Annotated in this window: 16 protein-coding genes and 1 pseudogene; 4 read left to right on the top strand and 13 right to left on the bottom strand. The window is 67.6% G+C overall.

Features of this window, described 5'->3' with window-relative positions; genetic code table 11:
- Positions 1-11 precede the first annotated feature (11 nt).
- From murD to E2E30_RS11795, 11 genes are all read right to left on the bottom strand, one after another.
- Positions 12-1,313 (bottom strand): UDP-N-acetylmuramoyl-L-alanine--D-glutamate ligase, encoded by a 1,302-nt coding sequence (murD, locus tag E2E30_RS11745; protein WP_133190012.1) that lies wholly within the window; start codon positions 1,311-1,313, stop codon positions 12-14.
- A complete protein-coding gene (gene mraY / locus E2E30_RS11750) occupies positions 1,310-2,380 on the bottom strand; it encodes a phospho-N-acetylmuramoyl-pentapeptide-transferase (protein ID WP_133190014.1) in 1,071 nt (356 codons plus the stop codon). Before mraY ends, murD begins: the two co-directional genes overlap by 4 nt.
- On the bottom strand, positions 2,380-3,783 hold the full coding sequence (locus E2E30_RS11755; RefSeq protein ID WP_133190016.1) for a UDP-N-acetylmuramoyl-tripeptide--D-alanyl-D-alanine ligase: 1,404 nt from the start codon (positions 3,781-3,783) through the stop codon (positions 2,380-2,382). The genes mraY and E2E30_RS11755 overlap by 1 nt, the downstream gene beginning before the upstream one ends.
- A gap of 130 nt (positions 3,784-3,913) precedes the next feature.
- Positions 3,914-5,329 carry a UDP-N-acetylmuramoyl-L-alanyl-D-glutamate--2,6-diaminopimelate ligase gene (locus E2E30_RS11760; RefSeq protein WP_133190018.1) on the bottom strand — a complete coding sequence of 472 codons (1,416 nt, stop codon included), beginning with the start codon at positions 5,327-5,329 and terminating at the stop codon, positions 3,914-3,916.
- Positions 5,326-7,065: a peptidoglycan D,D-transpeptidase FtsI family protein gene (locus E2E30_RS11765; RefSeq protein ID WP_133190020.1), complete on the bottom strand. Its 1,740-nt coding sequence runs from the start codon at positions 7,063-7,065 to the stop codon at positions 5,326-5,328. Before E2E30_RS11765 ends, E2E30_RS11760 begins: the two co-directional genes overlap by 4 nt.
- Complete coding sequence (locus E2E30_RS11770; RefSeq protein WP_133190022.1) at positions 7,062-7,682, bottom strand: hypothetical protein; 621 nt, start codon at positions 7,680-7,682, stop codon at positions 7,062-7,064. Before E2E30_RS11770 ends, E2E30_RS11765 begins: the two co-directional genes overlap by 4 nt.
- Entirely contained in the window at positions 7,682-8,641 is a 960-nt protein-coding gene (gene rsmH, locus E2E30_RS11775) for a 16S rRNA (cytosine(1402)-N(4))-methyltransferase RsmH (RefSeq protein WP_133190024.1), read from the bottom strand. The genes E2E30_RS11770 and rsmH overlap by 1 nt, the downstream gene beginning before the upstream one ends.
- Complete coding sequence (locus E2E30_RS11780; RefSeq protein ID WP_133190026.1) at positions 8,638-9,138, bottom strand: division/cell wall cluster transcriptional repressor MraZ; 501 nt, start codon at positions 9,136-9,138, stop codon at positions 8,638-8,640. Before E2E30_RS11780 ends, rsmH begins: the two co-directional genes overlap by 4 nt.
- Before the next feature lie 331 nt (positions 9,139-9,469).
- The gene (locus E2E30_RS11785) at positions 9,470-9,772 is read right to left on the bottom strand and encodes a hypothetical protein (protein WP_133190028.1); all 303 of its coding nucleotides are present in this window, start codon (positions 9,770-9,772) and stop codon (positions 9,470-9,472) included.
- A gap of 50 nt (positions 9,773-9,822) precedes the next feature.
- Positions 9,823-10,815: a cysteine synthase A gene (locus E2E30_RS11790; RefSeq protein WP_133190030.1), complete on the bottom strand. Its 993-nt coding sequence runs from the start codon at positions 10,813-10,815 to the stop codon at positions 9,823-9,825.
- Positions 10,816-10,998: 183 nt separating this feature from the next.
- Positions 10,999-11,325, bottom strand: coding sequence for a DUF962 domain-containing protein (locus E2E30_RS11795; RefSeq protein WP_133190032.1), 327 nt, complete (start codon positions 11,323-11,325; stop codon positions 10,999-11,001).
- A 301-nt stretch (positions 11,326-11,626) separates the two neighbouring features.
- On the opposite strand from E2E30_RS11795, the gene E2E30_RS11800 reads away from it, so the two are divergent.
- From E2E30_RS11800 to aat, 4 genes are all read left to right on the top strand, one after another.
- Positions 11,627-13,030: a Y-family DNA polymerase gene (locus tag E2E30_RS11800; RefSeq protein ID WP_240698918.1), complete on the top strand. Its 1,404-nt coding sequence runs from the start codon at positions 11,627-11,629 to the stop codon at positions 13,028-13,030.
- Between the two features lie 101 nt (positions 13,031-13,131).
- Entirely contained in the window at positions 13,132-13,509 is a 378-nt protein-coding gene (locus E2E30_RS11805; RefSeq protein WP_133190034.1) for a hypothetical protein, read from the top strand.
- A 113-nt stretch (positions 13,510-13,622) separates the two neighbouring features.
- Positions 13,623-14,348 (top strand): ParA family protein, encoded by a 726-nt coding sequence (locus E2E30_RS11810; RefSeq protein WP_133190036.1) that lies wholly within the window; start codon positions 13,623-13,625, stop codon positions 14,346-14,348.
- Positions 14,349-14,413: 65 nt separating this feature from the next.
- Positions 14,414-15,085: a leucyl/phenylalanyl-tRNA--protein transferase gene (gene aat, locus E2E30_RS21030; protein WP_443018403.1), complete on the top strand. Its 672-nt coding sequence runs from the start codon at positions 14,414-14,416 to the stop codon at positions 15,083-15,085.
- 35 nt (positions 15,086-15,120) lie between these two features.
- Here aat and E2E30_RS21180 read toward each other — a convergent pair.
- Both E2E30_RS21180 and E2E30_RS11825 read right to left on the bottom strand, forming a co-directional pair.
- Positions 15,121-15,354, bottom strand: a pseudogene (locus tag E2E30_RS21180) (DUF2155 domain-containing protein); the annotation flags it as partial.
- 185 nt (positions 15,355-15,539) lie between these two features.
- A complete protein-coding gene (locus E2E30_RS11825; RefSeq protein WP_133190040.1) occupies positions 15,540-15,932 on the bottom strand; it encodes an NADH:ubiquinone oxidoreductase subunit NDUFA12 in 393 nt (130 codons plus the stop codon).
- Positions 15,933-15,958 lie beyond the last annotated feature (26 nt).

A 15,958-nucleotide genomic window follows, 5' to 3' on the forward strand; every position in this document is an offset into this window, starting at 1 on the left:
GCGCTGCTCGGTCACGCCAGCGCCTCGACCGCGGCGCGGAACTGGTCGCCGCGATCCTCGAAATCGCGGAACTGGTCGAACGAGGCGCACGCCGGCGACAGCAGGACGGTGTCGCCCGGCTGCGCGTTGGCGGCGGCCTGCGCGACGGCGGTGGCGAGGTCGCCGCTCACCGTCACGGGGATCTTGCCGTCGAGGATCGCGGCGAACGTCTGCGCGGCGTCGCCGATGGTATAAGCGTGGACGACATCGCCGAACGACGGAGCGCAGGCATCGAGATCGTCCGACTTGGCCTTGCCGCCGAGGAGCCAGTGGATCCGCGTGAACGCCGCGAGCGCGGGCGCGGTCGATTCGGGGTTGGTCGCCTTGCTGTCGTTGACGAACGTGACGCCGCCCCGCACCGCGACGCGCTCCATCCGGTGCGGCAGGCCGGCGAAGCTTTCGAGCCCGCGATCGATCATCGCCTCGGGCACGCCGAGCGCCTGGCATACCGCAATCGCGGCGAGCGCGTTCTGCGCATTGTGCGGCCCCTGCAGGCTCGGCCAGCGCGACTGGTCCATGCACACGCCCGGCGCGATCTTGGTGAGATGCTCGCCACGTCCCGAAAGGCTGCGCGCGATCAGCGCCGAGGGGGTATCGCCGATGCCGATAATGGCGTCGTGCGTCGTGGCCTGCATCGCGAACAGCCCTGCCTTCGACGCGGCGTAGGCGGCAAACCCGTCATAGCGGTCGAGATGGTCGGGCGTCAGGTTGAGCAGCACCGCGACTTCGCAATCGAGGCTGACGGTAAGGTCGATCTGGTAGCTCGACAGTTCGAGCACATAGACGCCGCCTTCGGGCAACGGGGTCTGTTCGAGGACCGGCAGGCCGATATTGCCGCCCATCAGGCTGGAGATCCCCGCGTTCTGCAGGATGTGGTGGACAAGCGCGGTGGTGGTCGACTTGCCGTTGGTTCCGGTGATGCCGACGACCTTGTGCGCGGGGAGCGCTGGCCGCGCCTGCGCGAACAGTTCGATATCGCCGATGATCGGAATGCCGGCGGCGCGCGCCTTCGCGGCGACGGGATGACGGTTGAGCGGAACGCCGGGGGAGACGATCAACGCGTCGAAATCGGCAAGATCGACCTCGAGCGGGTCGGCCAACACCAGATCTTGCCCGACTGCGCGAGCGCGGATGTGGTCGCGTCGCTGCTCATCGGTATCCCACGCAACGACTCGCGCGCCGCCAGCGAGCAACGCGTGCACGCTCGCTGCGCCCGAGCGTGCGAGCCCCAGCACAGCGAAGCTCTTGCCGCGCCAGAGGGGCGAGACGATCACCGCAATTTCAACGTCGAAAGCCCCGCCAGCGCGAGCACCAGCGCGATGATCCAGAATCGGATCACGACGGTCGGCTCGCTCCAGCCGAGCTGCTCGAAATGATGGTGGATCGGCGCCATCTTGAAGACGCGTTTCCCGGTGCGCTTGTAGAAGAACACCTGGATGATGACCGACATCGCCTCGACGACGAACAACCCGCCGATGATGCCGAGCACGATCTCGTGATGCGCGACGACCGAAATCGCGCCGAGCGCGCCGCCGAGCGCAAGGCTCCCGGTATCGCCCATGAAGACCGCGGCGGGCGGCGCATTGAACCACAGGAAGGCAAGCCCCGCCCCCACGATCGCCCCGCAGAAGATCGCGAGGTCGCCGGCGTGCGGCACATGCGGAATGCCAAGATAATGCGCGAAATCGGCGCGCCCGACGAGATAGACGATCGCCATGAAGGCGACGCTCGCGATGATGACGGGCATCGTCGCGAGGCCATCGAGCCCGTCGGTCAAGTTCACCGCATTGCCGAACGCCACGATCGTGAACGCCGCGAACACGACGTAGAAATAGCCGAGATCGATCACCGACCCGGTGTAGAACGGCAGATAGAGATGCGTCCCGTTCTGGTGGACGATCAGCATCGCGGCGATCCCGGCGATGACGAACTCGCCGATCAGCCGCATCCGGCTCGACACGCCCGCCGTGCTCGCCTTGCGGACCTTGTCATAGTCGTCGAGGAACCCGATCGCGCCGAAGCCGAGCGTCACGAAGGTGCATGCCCAGACATACGGGCTCGAAAGATCCATCCACAGCAGGATCGAGGCGACCATCGAGGTCAGGATCATCAGCCCGCCCATCGTCGGCGTGCCGCGCTTGGCGAGATGCGATTGCGGGCCGTCGCTGCGAATCGGCTGCCCCTTGCCCTGGCGCAGCCGCAGCCAGCCGATGAAGCGCGGGCCGATCAGCAAGCCGAGGAACAGCGACGTCGCGACTGCGGCGCCGGTGCGGAAGCTCTGGTACCGGATGAGATTGAGTAGCCCGGGGAAGCCCAAATAATCGGCAATGAAATAGAGCATTAAAGTGTCCCGCCCCGCAGGGTTTCCGGTATCCTGCTTCGCAGGTCGGCGACAATTGCCGAAAGCCCTACGCCGTTCGATCCCTTGATGAGTACCGCATCGCCCGGCGCCAGCATCTTCAAAAGACTGGCGCGCGCCGCGGCGGCGTCGGCGACATGGACGAAATCACCCTTCCCCTCAAGCACGTTTGCCAGCGGCGCCATCGCTTCACCGACAAGAATGCCCGCTTCGACCCCGGCCGCAAGGATCGGCTCGAGCAATGCGGCATGATAGCCGTCCGAACGCTCGCCGAGTTCGCGCATTTCGCCGAGCACGACGATTTTGCGCGCCGCGCGCTCGGCGCCGAGGACGGCGAGCGTCGCGCGCATCGACGACGGATTGGCGTTGTAGCTTTCGTCGATCACCAGCGCGTCGCCATCGCCGAGCGGCATCGCGAAGCGCGCGCCGCGCCCGGCGAGCCCGCCGAGCTCCGCGAGCGCAAGCCCTGCCGCCGCGAGATCGCCGCCGACCGCATCGACCGCTGCCAGCACCGCGAGGCTGTTCGACACCCAATGCTGCCCGGGCTGGCTGATCGTGAAGCTCAGCTCGCGCTCCCCCACCACCGCGGTCACGAAGGTCGCGCCGCTTGCCAGCCGCATCGATTCGATCGCGCGGACGTCGGCGCCCTTGTCGAGCCCGAAGGTCACGGTCCGCGCGGCATGCGGCGCGGCGGCGGCGACCAAGCGGTCGCGGTGCGGGCTGTCATACGGCACGATCGCGACGCCGCCGGGTTCGAGGCCTTGGAAGATCTCGCCTTTGGCATCGGCGATCGCGGCTTCGTCGCGGAAGAAAGCGGTGTGCGCAGGCGCGATTGTCGTGACGATCGCGACGTGCGGGCGGACGAGCTGGGTGAGTGCGCTGAGTTCGCCAGCGTGGTTCATGCCCATTTCGAACACGCCGAAGCGGGTATCGGCTGGCATCCGCGACAGGCTGAGCGGCACGCCGGTATGGTTGTTGTAGCTCTTGACCGAGCGATGCGCCGCCCCGCGCGCGCCGCGATCGAGCGCTGCGAACAGCGCTTCCTTGGTGCCGGTTTTGCCGACCGATCCGGTAACGCCGATGATTTTTGCGGCGGTGCGGGCGCGGGACGCACGGGCGAGCGCGTCGAGCGCGGCCGTCGTGTCGGCGACGAGGACGTGGGGGTGCTCGCCCGGCTGCGAGACGATCGCACCCGCCGCGCCTTGGGTGAAGGCTTGCGGCAGGAAACGGTGACCGTCGGTCGCTTCTCCCGTCAGCGCGATGAACAGGTCGCCGGGGCCGACTTCGCGTGAGTCGAACGTGACGCCGGTCGCGGCGAAGGGTGCGGACGCGACGCCGCCGATGGCGGCGGCGATGTCGGCGGAGGTCCAGAGACTCGCGCTCACAACTCCCCTCCCGCTTGCGGGAGGGGGTGGGGGAGGGAAGTGACGGAAATGGAGAGCGCGCCGCTTGAGGCACGCCCCTCCCCTAACCCCTCCCGCAAGCGGGAGGGGGATGAGAAAAAGAAGGAGCCCCTCACGCCGCCATCTCCCGCGCAACACTCACATCGTCGAACGGCAGCACCAGATCGCCGACGATCTGCCCCTGTTCATGCCCCTTGCCCGCGATCAGCACGATGTCCTGCGGCCCCGCCGCCGCGATCGCCGCGCCGATCGCCTCGCGACGCGAGCCGATCTCGGTCGCGCCGGGCGCGCCTTCGAGCACCATCGCGCGGATCGCCGCCGGGTCCTCCGAGCGCGGATTGTCGTCGGTGACGATCACCTGGTCCGCCATCGCCGCCGCGACCGCACCCATCGCCGAGCGCTTGCCCTGGTCGCGGTCGCCGCCCGCGCCGATCACGACGATCAGCCGGCCTGCAGCATGCGGCTTGAGCGCCGAGATCGCCGCGTCGAGCGCGTCGGGGGTATGCGCATAATCGACATAGACCGGCGCACCGCTCTGCGCGATCACCGCGCGCTCGAGCCGCCCGCGCACCGGCTGAAGGCGCGACAGCGCCGACAGCGTCGTCGCGACATCCCCGCCGGCCGCGATCACCAGCCCGGCGGAGACCAGCGCATTGGCCGCCTGATACGCGCCGATCAGCGGCAGATTGATCTTGTACGTCTTACCCTCGGCTTCGATCGCGAGCCCCTGCCCAAGCAAGGTCGGCACGCGTCCGACGAGCTTGAGCGTCTCGCCCTGCGTCCCGACCGAGATCACCCGGATCCCGCGCGACCGCGCAACCTCGGCGACGCGCGCCGCCATCGGATCATCGGCCCACACCACCGCGACGCCGTCCTCGACGAGCACTTCGGAGAACAATCGCAGCTTGGCCTCGAGATACGCCTCCATCGTGCCGTGATAATCGAGATGATCGCGGCTGAGGTTCGTGAACGCCGCCGCCGAGACGCGCAGGCCTTCGGTGCGATATTGCGACAAGCCGTGCGACGAGGCCTCGAACGCGACATGGCTCACGCCCTCGCGCGCCAGCCCCGCGACGTTCGAGAGGAAGGTCACCACGTCGGGCGTGGTGAGGCCGGTCGAGACCTGGTCGTCGCCCGTCGTCACCCCGAGCGTCCCGATCGAGGCGGCATGGAACCCCGCCATCCGCCACAATTGGCGTACCATCTCGACGGTCGAGGTCTTGCCGTTGGTCCCTGTCACTGCGACCGCCATCCGCGGAAAAGGCGCGAAGAAGCGTGCCGCCAGCTCGGCGAATTTTCGCCGCGGCTCGGCATCGGCGACATGCAGCGCGCCTTCGACCGCCGCCTCGGGCCGCGCCACCACCGCGATCGCGCCACCGGCCACCGCAGCGGGGACGAAATCCTCGCCATTGACGGCCGCACCCTGGAACGCACCGAACACCACGCCCGGCGCGACCTTGCGATGGTCGATCGCAAAGCCCGTCACGGTCGTATCCGGGGCGCCGGGAACCAGCGCCGAAAGCTTCATTGCTCTTCTCCGCCGGTCGGGGGCTTGGCACCCGCGACCAGGCTCAGCATCGGTTGCAGATCGGCGAGATTCACCTCGCGCCGCGTATCGGGCATCACACCGAGGATCGCCCCCGTGCGCGCGATCACGCGGCCCACCACGGGCGCCGCGTTCCACGCCGCGGTCTTCCAGCCGCCCGTCTCCTTGGTGCCCTGCGGCGAATCGAGCATCGCCAGCACGACGTAGCGCGGCGCATCCATCGGGAAGGCAGCGACGAAGGTCGCGACGTTGCGATGATGGTCGTACCCGCCGTTCGAAGCCGCCTCGGCCGTCCCGGTCTTGCCGCCGACGCGGTAGCCCGGCGCATCGCCCTTGCGCCCGGTGCCGTAAAGGCAGACGAGCCGCAGCAGCTGGCGCATCCGCGCGCTGGTCTGCTCGCTCAACACGCGCCGCCCCGCCGCCGCCTGGCCGGGCGCCACCTTGAGCAGGGTCGTCGGGCGCCAGATGCCGCCATTGACCATCGTCGCATAGGCATTGGCGAGATGTAGCGGGGTCACCGCGATGCCGTGGCCGTACGCCGTCGTCATCACCGTGGTGCGCCCCCAATAGCGCGGCCAGATCGGCCCGGCGCGCTCGCGCAGCTCGATCGAGGGGCGCTCGCCAAAGCCCATCGCGGTAAACATCGCCGAAAGCTTGTCCTTGCCGATCTCGTCGGCGATCCGCGCGGTCGCGACGTTCGACGAATAGATCAGCGTCTCGGGGATGTTGAGCCAGCGTTTCGGGTCGCCGCGTTCGTCATGGATCGTATAGCTGCCGACCTTGAGCGGCGCGGTCGCATCGAAGCGGCGCGCCATCGAGGTGATCGTGCCGGTCTGGATCGCGGTCGCCATCGTGATCGGCTTGAAGGTCGAGCCGAGCTCGTAGACCGATTGCGTGACGTTGTTGCGCAAAGCGTCGCTGGTGGTGCCGGTCAACTTGTTGGGATTGTACACCGGCAGCGACGCCATCGCGATCACCTCGCCGGTCCGCACGTCGAGCACCAGCCCGGTCGCGGCGCGCGCCTGGAACATCACCATGGCGCGGCTGAGTTCGCTCTCCATCGCGCCCTGCACGCGCGCATCGATCGACAGGTCGATCGCGTCGCCGCGGCGAGTCGGATCGGTGAGGCGCTGCTCGAACGCGCGCTCGACACCGGCGCGACCGAGAATCTTGGGATCGGTGCCGGTCGGCCCGATATAGCCGAGCACGTGCGCCGCCATCGTCGATTGCGGATAGAGCCGCTCGGGCTCGCGCGCGAAGACGATGCCGGGTTCGCCGAGCGCGTGGACTTGATTCACCATCGCGGGCGAGGCGTGCTTGTCGAGATAGGTGAACTTGGCCTTCATCGTCAGCCGGTCGAGATACCAGGCCGAATCATGCTCGGGCATCAGCCCGGCGAGCCGCCCCGCCAGTTCCTGTCGGTCGCCGAGCACGTCACCCGGGCGCACGCCGATCGTCCACGCCTCGATCGTACGCGCGAGCGGCTGGCCGTTGCGGTCGAGAATGTCGCCGCGCACCACCGGATTGATCGCGAGCGTCGCCGCGCCCGCCGGGCCGCCGAACAGCCCGAGCAACGCGATCCGCCCGATCACCAACAGGAAGCCCGCCGCGATCAGCAGCATCAGCATCATCAGCCGCACATGCGCCACCGCGACCAGCGCATGCCGCTGATCGTTCGAGCGACGGGCGGGGACGGGGCGGGCGACCAACGTGCTCATCGAGAGGTCCGTTTTTCAGCGCGCGCGCTGCTGCGCAGATCGCCGATCACACTGTCGTCGAGCAAGGCGCGATCGAGCAAGGCGACCGCGGCACGGGGACGCTCGCGGCTGACCGACGCCATCGCGGTACGGGCCACGGGCGCCGCGACCGCACCCGACACTGGTGCAACCCGCTGCGCCGGCGTGGAGGCGGCGGCAGCGGCGCGTGGCGCGGCCGGCGCAACGGCGGTCGCGACCGCAGGCTGGATCACCGGCTGCTGGCTCATCGCCACGGCAGCGGGAGCGGCTGGAACGAACGAGGCCATTTGCGGCGCCGTGCCACGCTGCGTCGGTTCGATCGACGCCAAAGCGCTCTCGTCGGCGACGAACTGGTCCGCCGCAGGGGCGACCAGCCCCAGCGTCTCGGCATTCCACTTGTCGAGCTGGGCAAGGTTGGCGCGGGTGTCGAACTCGGTCTCGAGCGCGCGGATGTCGCGCTTGGCCCGGACGATGTCGGCGGCGGTGCGGTCGAGTCGCTTGCGCTCGGCGGCAACCTGCAACGGCACCAGCAGGAAGCCGAGCGCCACCGCGACGCCGGCGAGGAACCAACCGAGACTCTTGCCCGCAAGACCCAGCATTACAAACTTCCTTCTGACCATGCGGCGGCACCGGTCCGTCGTGCCGTCCGCAACGTTGCCGATCGCGCGCGGGGGTTGCGCGCGATCTCGTCCTCGCTCGCCTTCACCGGGCGACCGACCTCTTCGAAACTGGGGGCGTGCTTCGCCGCGACCTCGGGCAGATGCCGCGAGCCCGACGGCAGCGACCCGGAGCGTTCGCGCAGGAAACGCTTGACCATGCGATCTTCCAGGCTGTGGAAGGTGACGATCGCCAGCCGCCCGCCGGGCGCGAGCGCGCGTTCGGCAGCCGCCAGGCCGTCCTCGAGCTCGCCCAGCTCGCGATTGATGTGGATGCGGATCGCCTGGAAGGTCCGCGTCGCGGGGTCCTTCTTGTCATGCGGCTTGTAGCCGAGCGCCTTGCGCACGATCCGCGCCAGCTCGCCGGTCCGCGCGATCGGGCGATTGTAGACGATCGCCTGTGCGACGCGGCGCGCGCGCGGCTCCTCGCCGTATTCCTTGATGACGTGCGCGATCTCGGCTTCGTCGGCGGTGTTGAGGAAGTCGGCGGCGCTCATGCCCTCCTGGCTCATCCGCATGTCGAGCGGGCCATCGGACTGGAACGAGAAGCCGCGCTCGGCCTGATCGAGTTGCATCGACGACACGCCGATATCCATCGTCACGCCCTGCACCGGCACGGCGTCGCGCGCCGCGAGTTCGCTGTCGAGCGCGGAGAAGGTCGCGGGAACGAGCGTCAGCGCGCCAGCCGCGGACTCGACGAGCACCGCGCCCGCCGCGATCGCATCAGGATCGCGGTCGAAGGCGAAGACGCGCGCGCCGCGCGCGAGCATGCCCGACGTGTAGCCGCCCGCACCAAAAGTCGCGTCGACATGGCGTTCACCAGCCTCGATCGCGAGCGCGTCGAGCACCTCGTCGAGCAGCACGGGGATATGCGGGGCATCGGCCTGGATCGCGTCGCTCACAGCGCGATCCCCTTGGTCTTGCAATGATAGCGGCACGCCGCCTGCATGGCATCATCGACGCCGACCGCGTCGAGCAGCGTCTTGGGATCCCAGATGTCGATCCAGTCGAACGTACCCCAGAAGAACGCATTCTCGGCGATCCGCGCATAATCGCGCGGGAAGCCGGGCATGATGAAGCGGCCCGATCCATCGAACGGCACGGCTTCACCGCTGGCGTTGCGGCGCTTGAGGTTGAAGTCGGGCTTGCCGTGCTCGGCGATGTGGCGCGCTTGGAGATCCTCGACCTCCGCCTTCAGGATGCGGACATAGCCCGGATCGTACGCGCGCAGGCAGGTCTGCTCGGGATGGACGCCGATGATGACGGTGCCGCCGTCCTTGCCGTCGGCGCGTGGGCTGTTGGCGGCGAGCGCCTGACGCAGCGATGCAGGAATCGCGACCCGGCCCTTGTCATCGACAAGTCCCAGTCCCTCCCCCTGATAATCGCTCCGGTCTTCCACGCTTCCCCCGCACACGGCGGACAAGCCTCTCCCGAACCGAAAAGTGCCCAATCGCAAATTTCGGTGCCTGTAGTGTCAGCGCATGACGCGCAGGCGAGATAAGTCTGTCCCTGTAGCGAACAGTTACCATGGGGCCAATCGGGGACACAAGGGGAAATCCGGGGATCTACCGGGAAATGAGCTCAATCGCTTCGAATCACCCTCGAAGATTTTTGCGCCATATCAGGTTGTTCTCGCTGTGTTCGAAGATGCGGCGCAAAACGCAGGTGAACACCCGCGCAAACCGCAGGTCGCGGGTGGGTTTCCCGTAAAATCCCCACCTCTCCCACGCTCAGTGGTTGGCTGCGGCAGGACGCGTTTCGACGGTATTGCCATCGGGCGTGGCAGCGCTCGGCGCGACGCCGAGTTCGGCAAGCGGCTCCTTGGGCGCGTTGGGATCGACGATGTTCGCCGCGACCATATTGGCGACGACGTCTGGCCGCGCACTGCCGATCGCCGCGACTTGCCGATCGTGGTTGGCAGTCGCGAAAATCGCCGAAGCGAGGCCGATGAGCAGCAAAACGGCGGCGAGACCGATCATGCCGACCTTGGCGCGCTGGCTCGTCTGAGCCGGATCCTGGGCGATGATTTTCATAAGCTGTGGCATAAATGTAACGTGTTAAGGCACGGTTGTCGATCCCGCGATCAATCGTGCAGTAACCAAGGTGGAACGACCAGCCCCTTGGCCTCTAGCCATGCGCGGTTGTAGAGCGTTGATAGGTAACGGAAACCGCTGTCGCACAGGATCGTCGCGACTCGGCTGCCCGTGCCGATTTGGCGTGCAAGGCGAACCGCGCCGGCGACGTTGATTCCCGAGGAAAGCCCGAGGCACAGCCCTTCCTCGGCGAGCAGCCGCGTGACCCATTCCATCCCCTCGGCATCCGAGATTCGGAACTGCGTGTCGATCGGCGCGCCTTCGAGATTGGCGGTGATTCGCCCCTGCCCGATTCCTTCGGCGACCGACGACCCTTCCGACTTCAATTCGCCATGCGCATAATATTCGTACAGCGCAGCGCCGTGCGGATCGCTGAGCGCAATGCAGACCTTCTCGTCCTTGGCCTTCAGGCCAAGGCCAACGCCCGCAATCGTCCCGCCCGTCCCCGCGGCACAGGTGAAGCCGTCGATTCGCCCGTCCATCTGTGCCCAGATCTCTTCGGCGGTGCCGGTGATGTGCGCCTTGCGGTTGGCAATGTTGTCGAACTGGTTGGCCCATACCGCGTTCGGGGTCTCATCGGCGATCCGGCGCGAGGTGTGGACGAAATGGCCAGGGTTCGAATAGGGCGCCGCCGGGACAAGCACGAGCTCGGCGCCGAGCGCGCGCAGCGTGTCCATCTTCTCGCGGCTCTGCGTCTCGGGCATGACGATAATCGTCTTGTAGCCCTTGGCATTGGCGACCAACGCGAGCCCGATCCCGGTGTTGCCCGCAGTTCCTTCGACGAAGGTGCCGCCCGGCGCGATGCTCCCGCGCGCCTCGGCATCCTCGACGATCCCGAGCGCGGCGCGGTCCTTGACCGAGGCACCAGGGTTGGCGAATTCGCATTTGCCGTAGATTTCGGCACCGGCGGCTTCGCTCGGCCCCTTCAACAGGACGAGCGGGGTGTTGCCGATGAGTGCGAGCGTGTTGGGCGTGGTGTGCATCGCGCAGACATAGCGTGCCTGTCCGCCCCTGCAATGGAGGGCCGCTTTGCTGACAAGAAATCCGCCTTTCAGTCCTCGGCCGGGGAGCAATGACGCGACGCTCCGCTGGCGCGAAAATCTCGCAGACAGAATCTCGCAGACAGAAGTGCGCCTACGCCGACATCGTCGCGGCCAGCAACCGCGCTAGGCCACCCCCGCCGCGCGCAGATGTGGCCGCAGCCGTCCACTCAGCCACAGGAAGAACATCCGGTAATCGCTCGCGAGCGACCAGAGCGGATAGGTGAAGGTTGCCGGACGGTTCTTCTCGACGCCGAAATGCGCGCCCCAGGCAAAACCGTAGCCGGCGATCGGCAGCGCCAGCCACCACCACCCGCCCCATTGCAGCGCGACCGCAAGGAACAGGAACGTCAGCCCAGTGCCCACATAATGCAGCGCGCGCGTCTGCGGCCGCGCATGCTCGCGCAGATAATACGGCCAGAAGTCGGCGAAGCGGGTGATCGGATGCGCCATGGCGTCGATGCTATCCTTCCCCGCGCCCGTTGCAAGCCCTGCCCGGCGCCCCGTCCGAATTGCTGAACGCGCGATTGTACGAGGAATGGCGCGGCTGATCAGTGAGACCCACCGCATCAGCGGCAGCCCGCGGTGCGGCTCGGCGGGATCGAGAATGTCGTGGTGGCCATGACGAGAAGACTCTCGCCGATCTTCATGATCGCATCGCCCGGACGATCGCGTGCCTCCCCTGCCCCGTGCGTGCGGGGAGAGCCTATTGCAGCCCCTGTTCCCGGCATGCAGCGCGTGATATGTTCCTGCAATGTTCACGATCGCTCCCGAGTCCGCCGCTCAGCGCGCCGCCGATTCCTACGGAGCGGAAATCGGCCGCGAGCGCGCCGCCGCGCCCCCCTGTGAGGCGCCCCCGGGGCGCGACGCGCACGTTTTTCCGCCGCGGCCGCTGCGCTGGCTGTTCCTCGATCTCAACAGCTATTTCGCAGCAGTCGAGCAACAGCTCGCACCCGAATTGCGCGGCAAGCCGATCCTCGTCGCGCCCGTCGACAGCGATACCACCGTCGCGATCGCCGCGAGCATCCAGGCCAAGCGCTTCGGCATCCGCACCGGCACGCCCGTCTGGGAAGCGAAGCGGTTGTGCCGCGAGCTGATCGTCGTCCCCGCCCGCCACGACAAATATGTCGAATTCCACGAGGCGATCGTCGCCGAGATCTGGAAGCATATCCCCGTCACCAAGGTCTGCTCGATCGACGAGGTCGCCTGCCGCCTGCTCGACAATGAAAACAGCGTCGCCGAGGCGACCGCGCTCGCACGGCGGATCAAGGCCGGGATCCTAGCGCATGTCGGCGAATGCCTGACGAGCTCGGTCGGCATCGCCCCCAACCGACTGCTCGCCAAGCTCGCGTCGGACATGCAGAAGCCCGACGGACTCGTCGTGCTCGAAGCCGCGAGCTTGCCGCAGCGGCTCTACGATCTGCAGCTCCGCGACATCAGCGGCATCGGCGCGAAGATGGAGCGGCGGCTCGCGCAGGATGGGATCAACGACATCCGGCAATATTGCGAACGCCGCCCGCGCGACGCCGGCACCGCGTGGGGCGGCACCAATGGCGATCGGCTGTGGTACCAGCTCCACGGCGTCGATCTGCCCGAAAAGGCGACGCAAAGCCGCAGCATCGGCCACAGCCACGTGCTCTCGCCCGGCAAGCGCGGCGTCGTGCCCGTCCGCCTCACCGCACGCCGCCTCGCCTTCAAGGCGACCAGCCGGTTGCGCCGCAAGCAGTGCCGCGCGCGGCTGCTGGTGCTCCACGCGCGCTTCGAGGACGACAAGTCGAGCTGGCGGACGTCGGTCAAGCTGCCAGCGACGCAAGACAGCTTCGTCGTGCTCGCAGCACTCGAGTCGCTGTTCCCCCGGCTGATCGCGGCGGGGCGGACGCGACGCGGCGATTTCCAGATCCGCATGGTCGGTGTGACGCTTGCCGAGATCGAACCTGTCGCTGGCGAACAGGATTCGCTGTTCGGCCTGCTCGACCCCGACGACCCGCTCGCACGCGAAACCCGCACGCTCGCGCTCAGCCGCGCGATGGACCGGATCAACGAGAAGTTCGGGCGCAATGCGGTCAGCCTCGGCCCGCAGCACGGCGAGCGAATCGACCGCATCGGAACCAAGATCGCCTTTGGCAGAATCCCGGATCTTGATGAGTTTCATGAATGAAGATGAACCTCGGATGACCGAATTATTGCAACGCAAGAAAGTGTACGTCGCAGTAACACTACCCTCTTGACGCACAATGTTGCGTGCGCGAAGCCGTTGGCATGACCACTCGACTCCTCCCCGCCGCCGCGTTCGCGCTCCTCGCCCTTTCGGCCTGCGACAGCAAGCCGACCGAAGTGACCTCGGTCACGCCCGACCCGATGGCGTCGGTCCTCGCCAACAAGGCGCCGGTCGAGCTGCCGCCCGCGATCAAGTCCGAAGCGACGCTGCGCTGCAAGGACAACAGCCTCGTCTACGTCACCTTCTTCGAGGGCGACAAGCAAGTGCTGGTCAAGTCGAAGCCCGACGCGACCCCGGTCAAGCTCACCGCCGAAAAGGCCGGCGATCCGCTCAAGGCCGATGGCTATGTGCTGACGGGCAACCCCAAGGCCGTCACGCTCACGCAGCCGGGCAAGCCTGCCCAGCTCTGCGACATCTGATCCTTTCACGGAACGCCCCTCCTCCCTCGGGGGCGGGGCTTTCCGTCCTCCAAACCTTGCCTCTGCCGCGGCGATTGGCCACGATGGGTCGTTCGATACGATAAGGACCCTTCATGTCGACGATCGCGATCTACAGCCTCAAGGGTGGCGTCGGCAAAACGACGCTGACGGTGAACCTCGCCTGGTGCGCCGCCACGCTGTCGTCGCGCCGGACGCTGTTGTGGGATCTCGACCCGCAAGCCGCCTCGAGCTTTCTCCTGTCGAACCGCGCCGCCGGCACCAAGCCGCGCGAACAAGCGCAATCGGTCTTCGCCAAGGATGTCGAACCCGAAAAGCTGATCGAGCAGACCGCCGTCGCGCGGCTCGACCTGCTCGCCGCCGATGCCTCGCTGCGCGGGCTCGATCTCCTGTTCCACGAACTCGACAAGAAGAAGCGGCTGCAGAAACTGCTCGTCGGCCTGCGCAAGAATTATGACCGCGTGCTGCTCGATTGCCCGCCCGGCCTGACCGAAACGAGCGACCAGGTGATGCGCGCCGCCGATCTGATCGTCGTTCCCGTCATCCCCTCGCCTTTGTCCGAACGCGCGCTCGCTGAAGTGGTCAAGCATCTCGGCGCCAAGGTCGAGGTCATGCCGGTCCATTCGATGGTCGACCGCCGCCGCAAGCTCCACGCCGACGCGATCGCGCAGCATCCCGACTGGCCGGTGATCCCGATGGCGAGCCAGGTCGAGCAAGTCACCGTGCGGGGCGAAGCGGTCGGCAGCTTCGCGCCACGCTCGGCGGGGGCGCAGGCATTTGCCAGTCTGTGGCAGGCGATCGAGCGCCGCCTCGCCGCGTGAGACCGCGCGTCACGCCGCTCGATCCCAATCTCGTGCTCGGCGCCTATTCGGTCGGCGTCTTCCCGATGGCCGATGGGCGCGACATCGACGACGTCTATTGGGTCGAGCCCAACGACCGTGCGATCCTCCCGCTCGACGGCTTCCACCTCTCGAAATCGCTGCGCAAGACGATCGCCGCCGAGCGCTACCGCGTCACCGCCGACCGCGCCTTCCCCGACATCCTGCGCTTGTGCGCCGAATCGGCCGAGGATCGCCCCGACACCTGGATCAACGGGCCGATCGAACAGGTTTTCAACACGCTCCACACACTCGGCTTCGCGCACTCGATCGAAGTATGGGACGGCGAGACGCTGGTCGGCGGGCTTTACGGGCTCGCGCTCGGCCACGCGTTCTTCGGCGAGAGCATGGTCAGCCGCGCGCGCGACGCGTCGAAGGTGGCGATCGCGTGGCTCGTCGCGCGGCTGCGCGTCGGCGGGTTCAGCTTGCTCGATTGCCAGTTCATGACCGATCATCTCGCCTCGTTGGGCGCGGTCGAGATCAGCCGCGCGGACTACCTCGCGTTGCTGTCGCCCGCGGTATCCTCGGCGATCGGCTCATCGGCTTCGTCGGTCTCGGTCGCCGATTTCTTCGCACTCGACCGCGGCTTCGCGCTCGACTCGGCCGGACCGCCGCCGGAAACCGACTCGGGTCCGCCTTCGGGGAAGGTCATCGCGCAGCTCTTGACCCAGACATCGTAAATCGGGTGCGGCACGACGTTAAGCGCGGGCCGTTCCTTGAACAGCCAGCCCGAGAACGGACGGCGCCACACCTTGTCGGTGCCCTGCACGTCGAGCTGGACGAACGCCCCGGTATAATGCTCCTGCTCCCACGGCGCGGTCTGCTCGCACGCGCGCAGCCGGATCACGACATCGCCGACGCGCACCGCAGTACCGGGCTTGAGCGTCACGTCGCGCGCCACGCCGTTGCGCTTGTTGAGCAGCCCGAGCGTCGCGACGCGCTGCGCCATCGGCGTCGCGCCAAAGCTCGGGTCGACGCCGCCACCGACATCGACCGTCACGATATTGGCAGCGCTGGTGTCGGCGTCGAGCGCGGTCTCGGGGGTCGGCTGCTGCGTCGGCGCGGCGGTCTTGGTCGGGCCGCAGGCGGTTACCGCCAGCGACGCCAGCACCACGCCCACCAACGCGCGGCGAATCACGCGTCGGGGGTCCAGGCTTCGTAATCGCCCGTCGCGGCGGCGCGCACGCCACCCTTTTCGAGCGCACCGCTCGGCCGATACGCAGCAAGCGTGCCGGTGAGATTGGGCTCGGCGGGGATCTGCCAGGCGCGCGGCGCGGGCAGCGCGCGCGAGGGGACATCGGCGACTTGATGGTGCAGCCAGCCAAACCATTCGGGCGGCACGCGGCTGGCATCGTTGACGCCGTTATAGATCACCCAGCGCCGCGGGTTGCCCGCAGTATCTGCGCCGCCCTCGTAATAGACATTGCCGAGCGCGTCTTCGCCGACACGCGCCTTGCCGCGCAGACCGAATGCCGTGCCCCAGCTCGCGCCGGTCCACCACGTGAAAGGATTGAGATTGATGCCCATAGCGTAGCGCTTAGCGCGGGCTCGCG

It is taken from the genome of Sphingomonas sp. AAP5 (assembly GCF_004354345.1).
Classification (GTDB): Bacteria; Pseudomonadota; Alphaproteobacteria; order Sphingomonadales; family Sphingomonadaceae; genus Sphingomonas; species Sphingomonas glacialis.

Excerpts from the sequence above, each read along its gene's own strand:
- mraY (WP_133190014.1), bottom strand. The coding sequence starts at position 2,380 with ATGCTCTATTTCATTGCCGATTATTTGGGCTTCCCCGGGCTACTCAAT.
- E2E30_RS11760 (WP_133190018.1), bottom strand. The coding sequence starts at position 5,329 with ATGAAGCTTTCGGCGCTGGTTCCCGGCGCCCCGGATACGACCGTGACG.
- E2E30_RS11765 (WP_133190020.1), bottom strand. The coding sequence starts at position 7,065 with ATGAGCACGTTGGTCGCCCGCCCCGTCCCCGCCCGTCGCTCGAACGAT.
- E2E30_RS11770 (WP_133190022.1), bottom strand. The coding sequence starts at position 7,682 with ATGCTGGGTCTTGCGGGCAAGAGTCTCGGTTGGTTCCTCGCCGGCGTC.
- E2E30_RS11785 (WP_133190028.1), bottom strand. The coding sequence starts at position 9,772 with ATGAAAATCATCGCCCAGGATCCGGCTCAGACGAGCCAGCGCGCCAAG.
- E2E30_RS11790 (WP_133190030.1), bottom strand. The coding sequence starts at position 10,815 with ATGCACACCACGCCCAACACGCTCGCACTCATCGGCAACACCCCGCTC.
- E2E30_RS11795 (WP_133190032.1), bottom strand. The coding sequence starts at position 11,325 with ATGGCGCATCCGATCACCCGCTTCGCCGACTTCTGGCCGTATTATCTG.
- E2E30_RS11800 (WP_240698918.1), top strand. The coding sequence starts at position 11,627 with ATGTTCACGATCGCTCCCGAGTCCGCCGCTCAGCGCGCCGCCGATTCC.
- E2E30_RS11805 (WP_133190034.1), top strand. The coding sequence starts at position 13,132 with ATGACCACTCGACTCCTCCCCGCCGCCGCGTTCGCGCTCCTCGCCCTT.
- E2E30_RS11810 (WP_133190036.1), top strand. The coding sequence starts at position 13,623 with ATGTCGACGATCGCGATCTACAGCCTCAAGGGTGGCGTCGGCAAAACG.
- aat (WP_443018403.1), top strand. The coding sequence starts at position 14,414 with ATGGCCGATGGGCGCGACATCGACGACGTCTATTGGGTCGAGCCCAAC.
- E2E30_RS11825 (WP_133190040.1), bottom strand. The coding sequence starts at position 15,932 with ATGGGCATCAATCTCAATCCTTTCACGTGGTGGACCGGCGCGAGCTGG.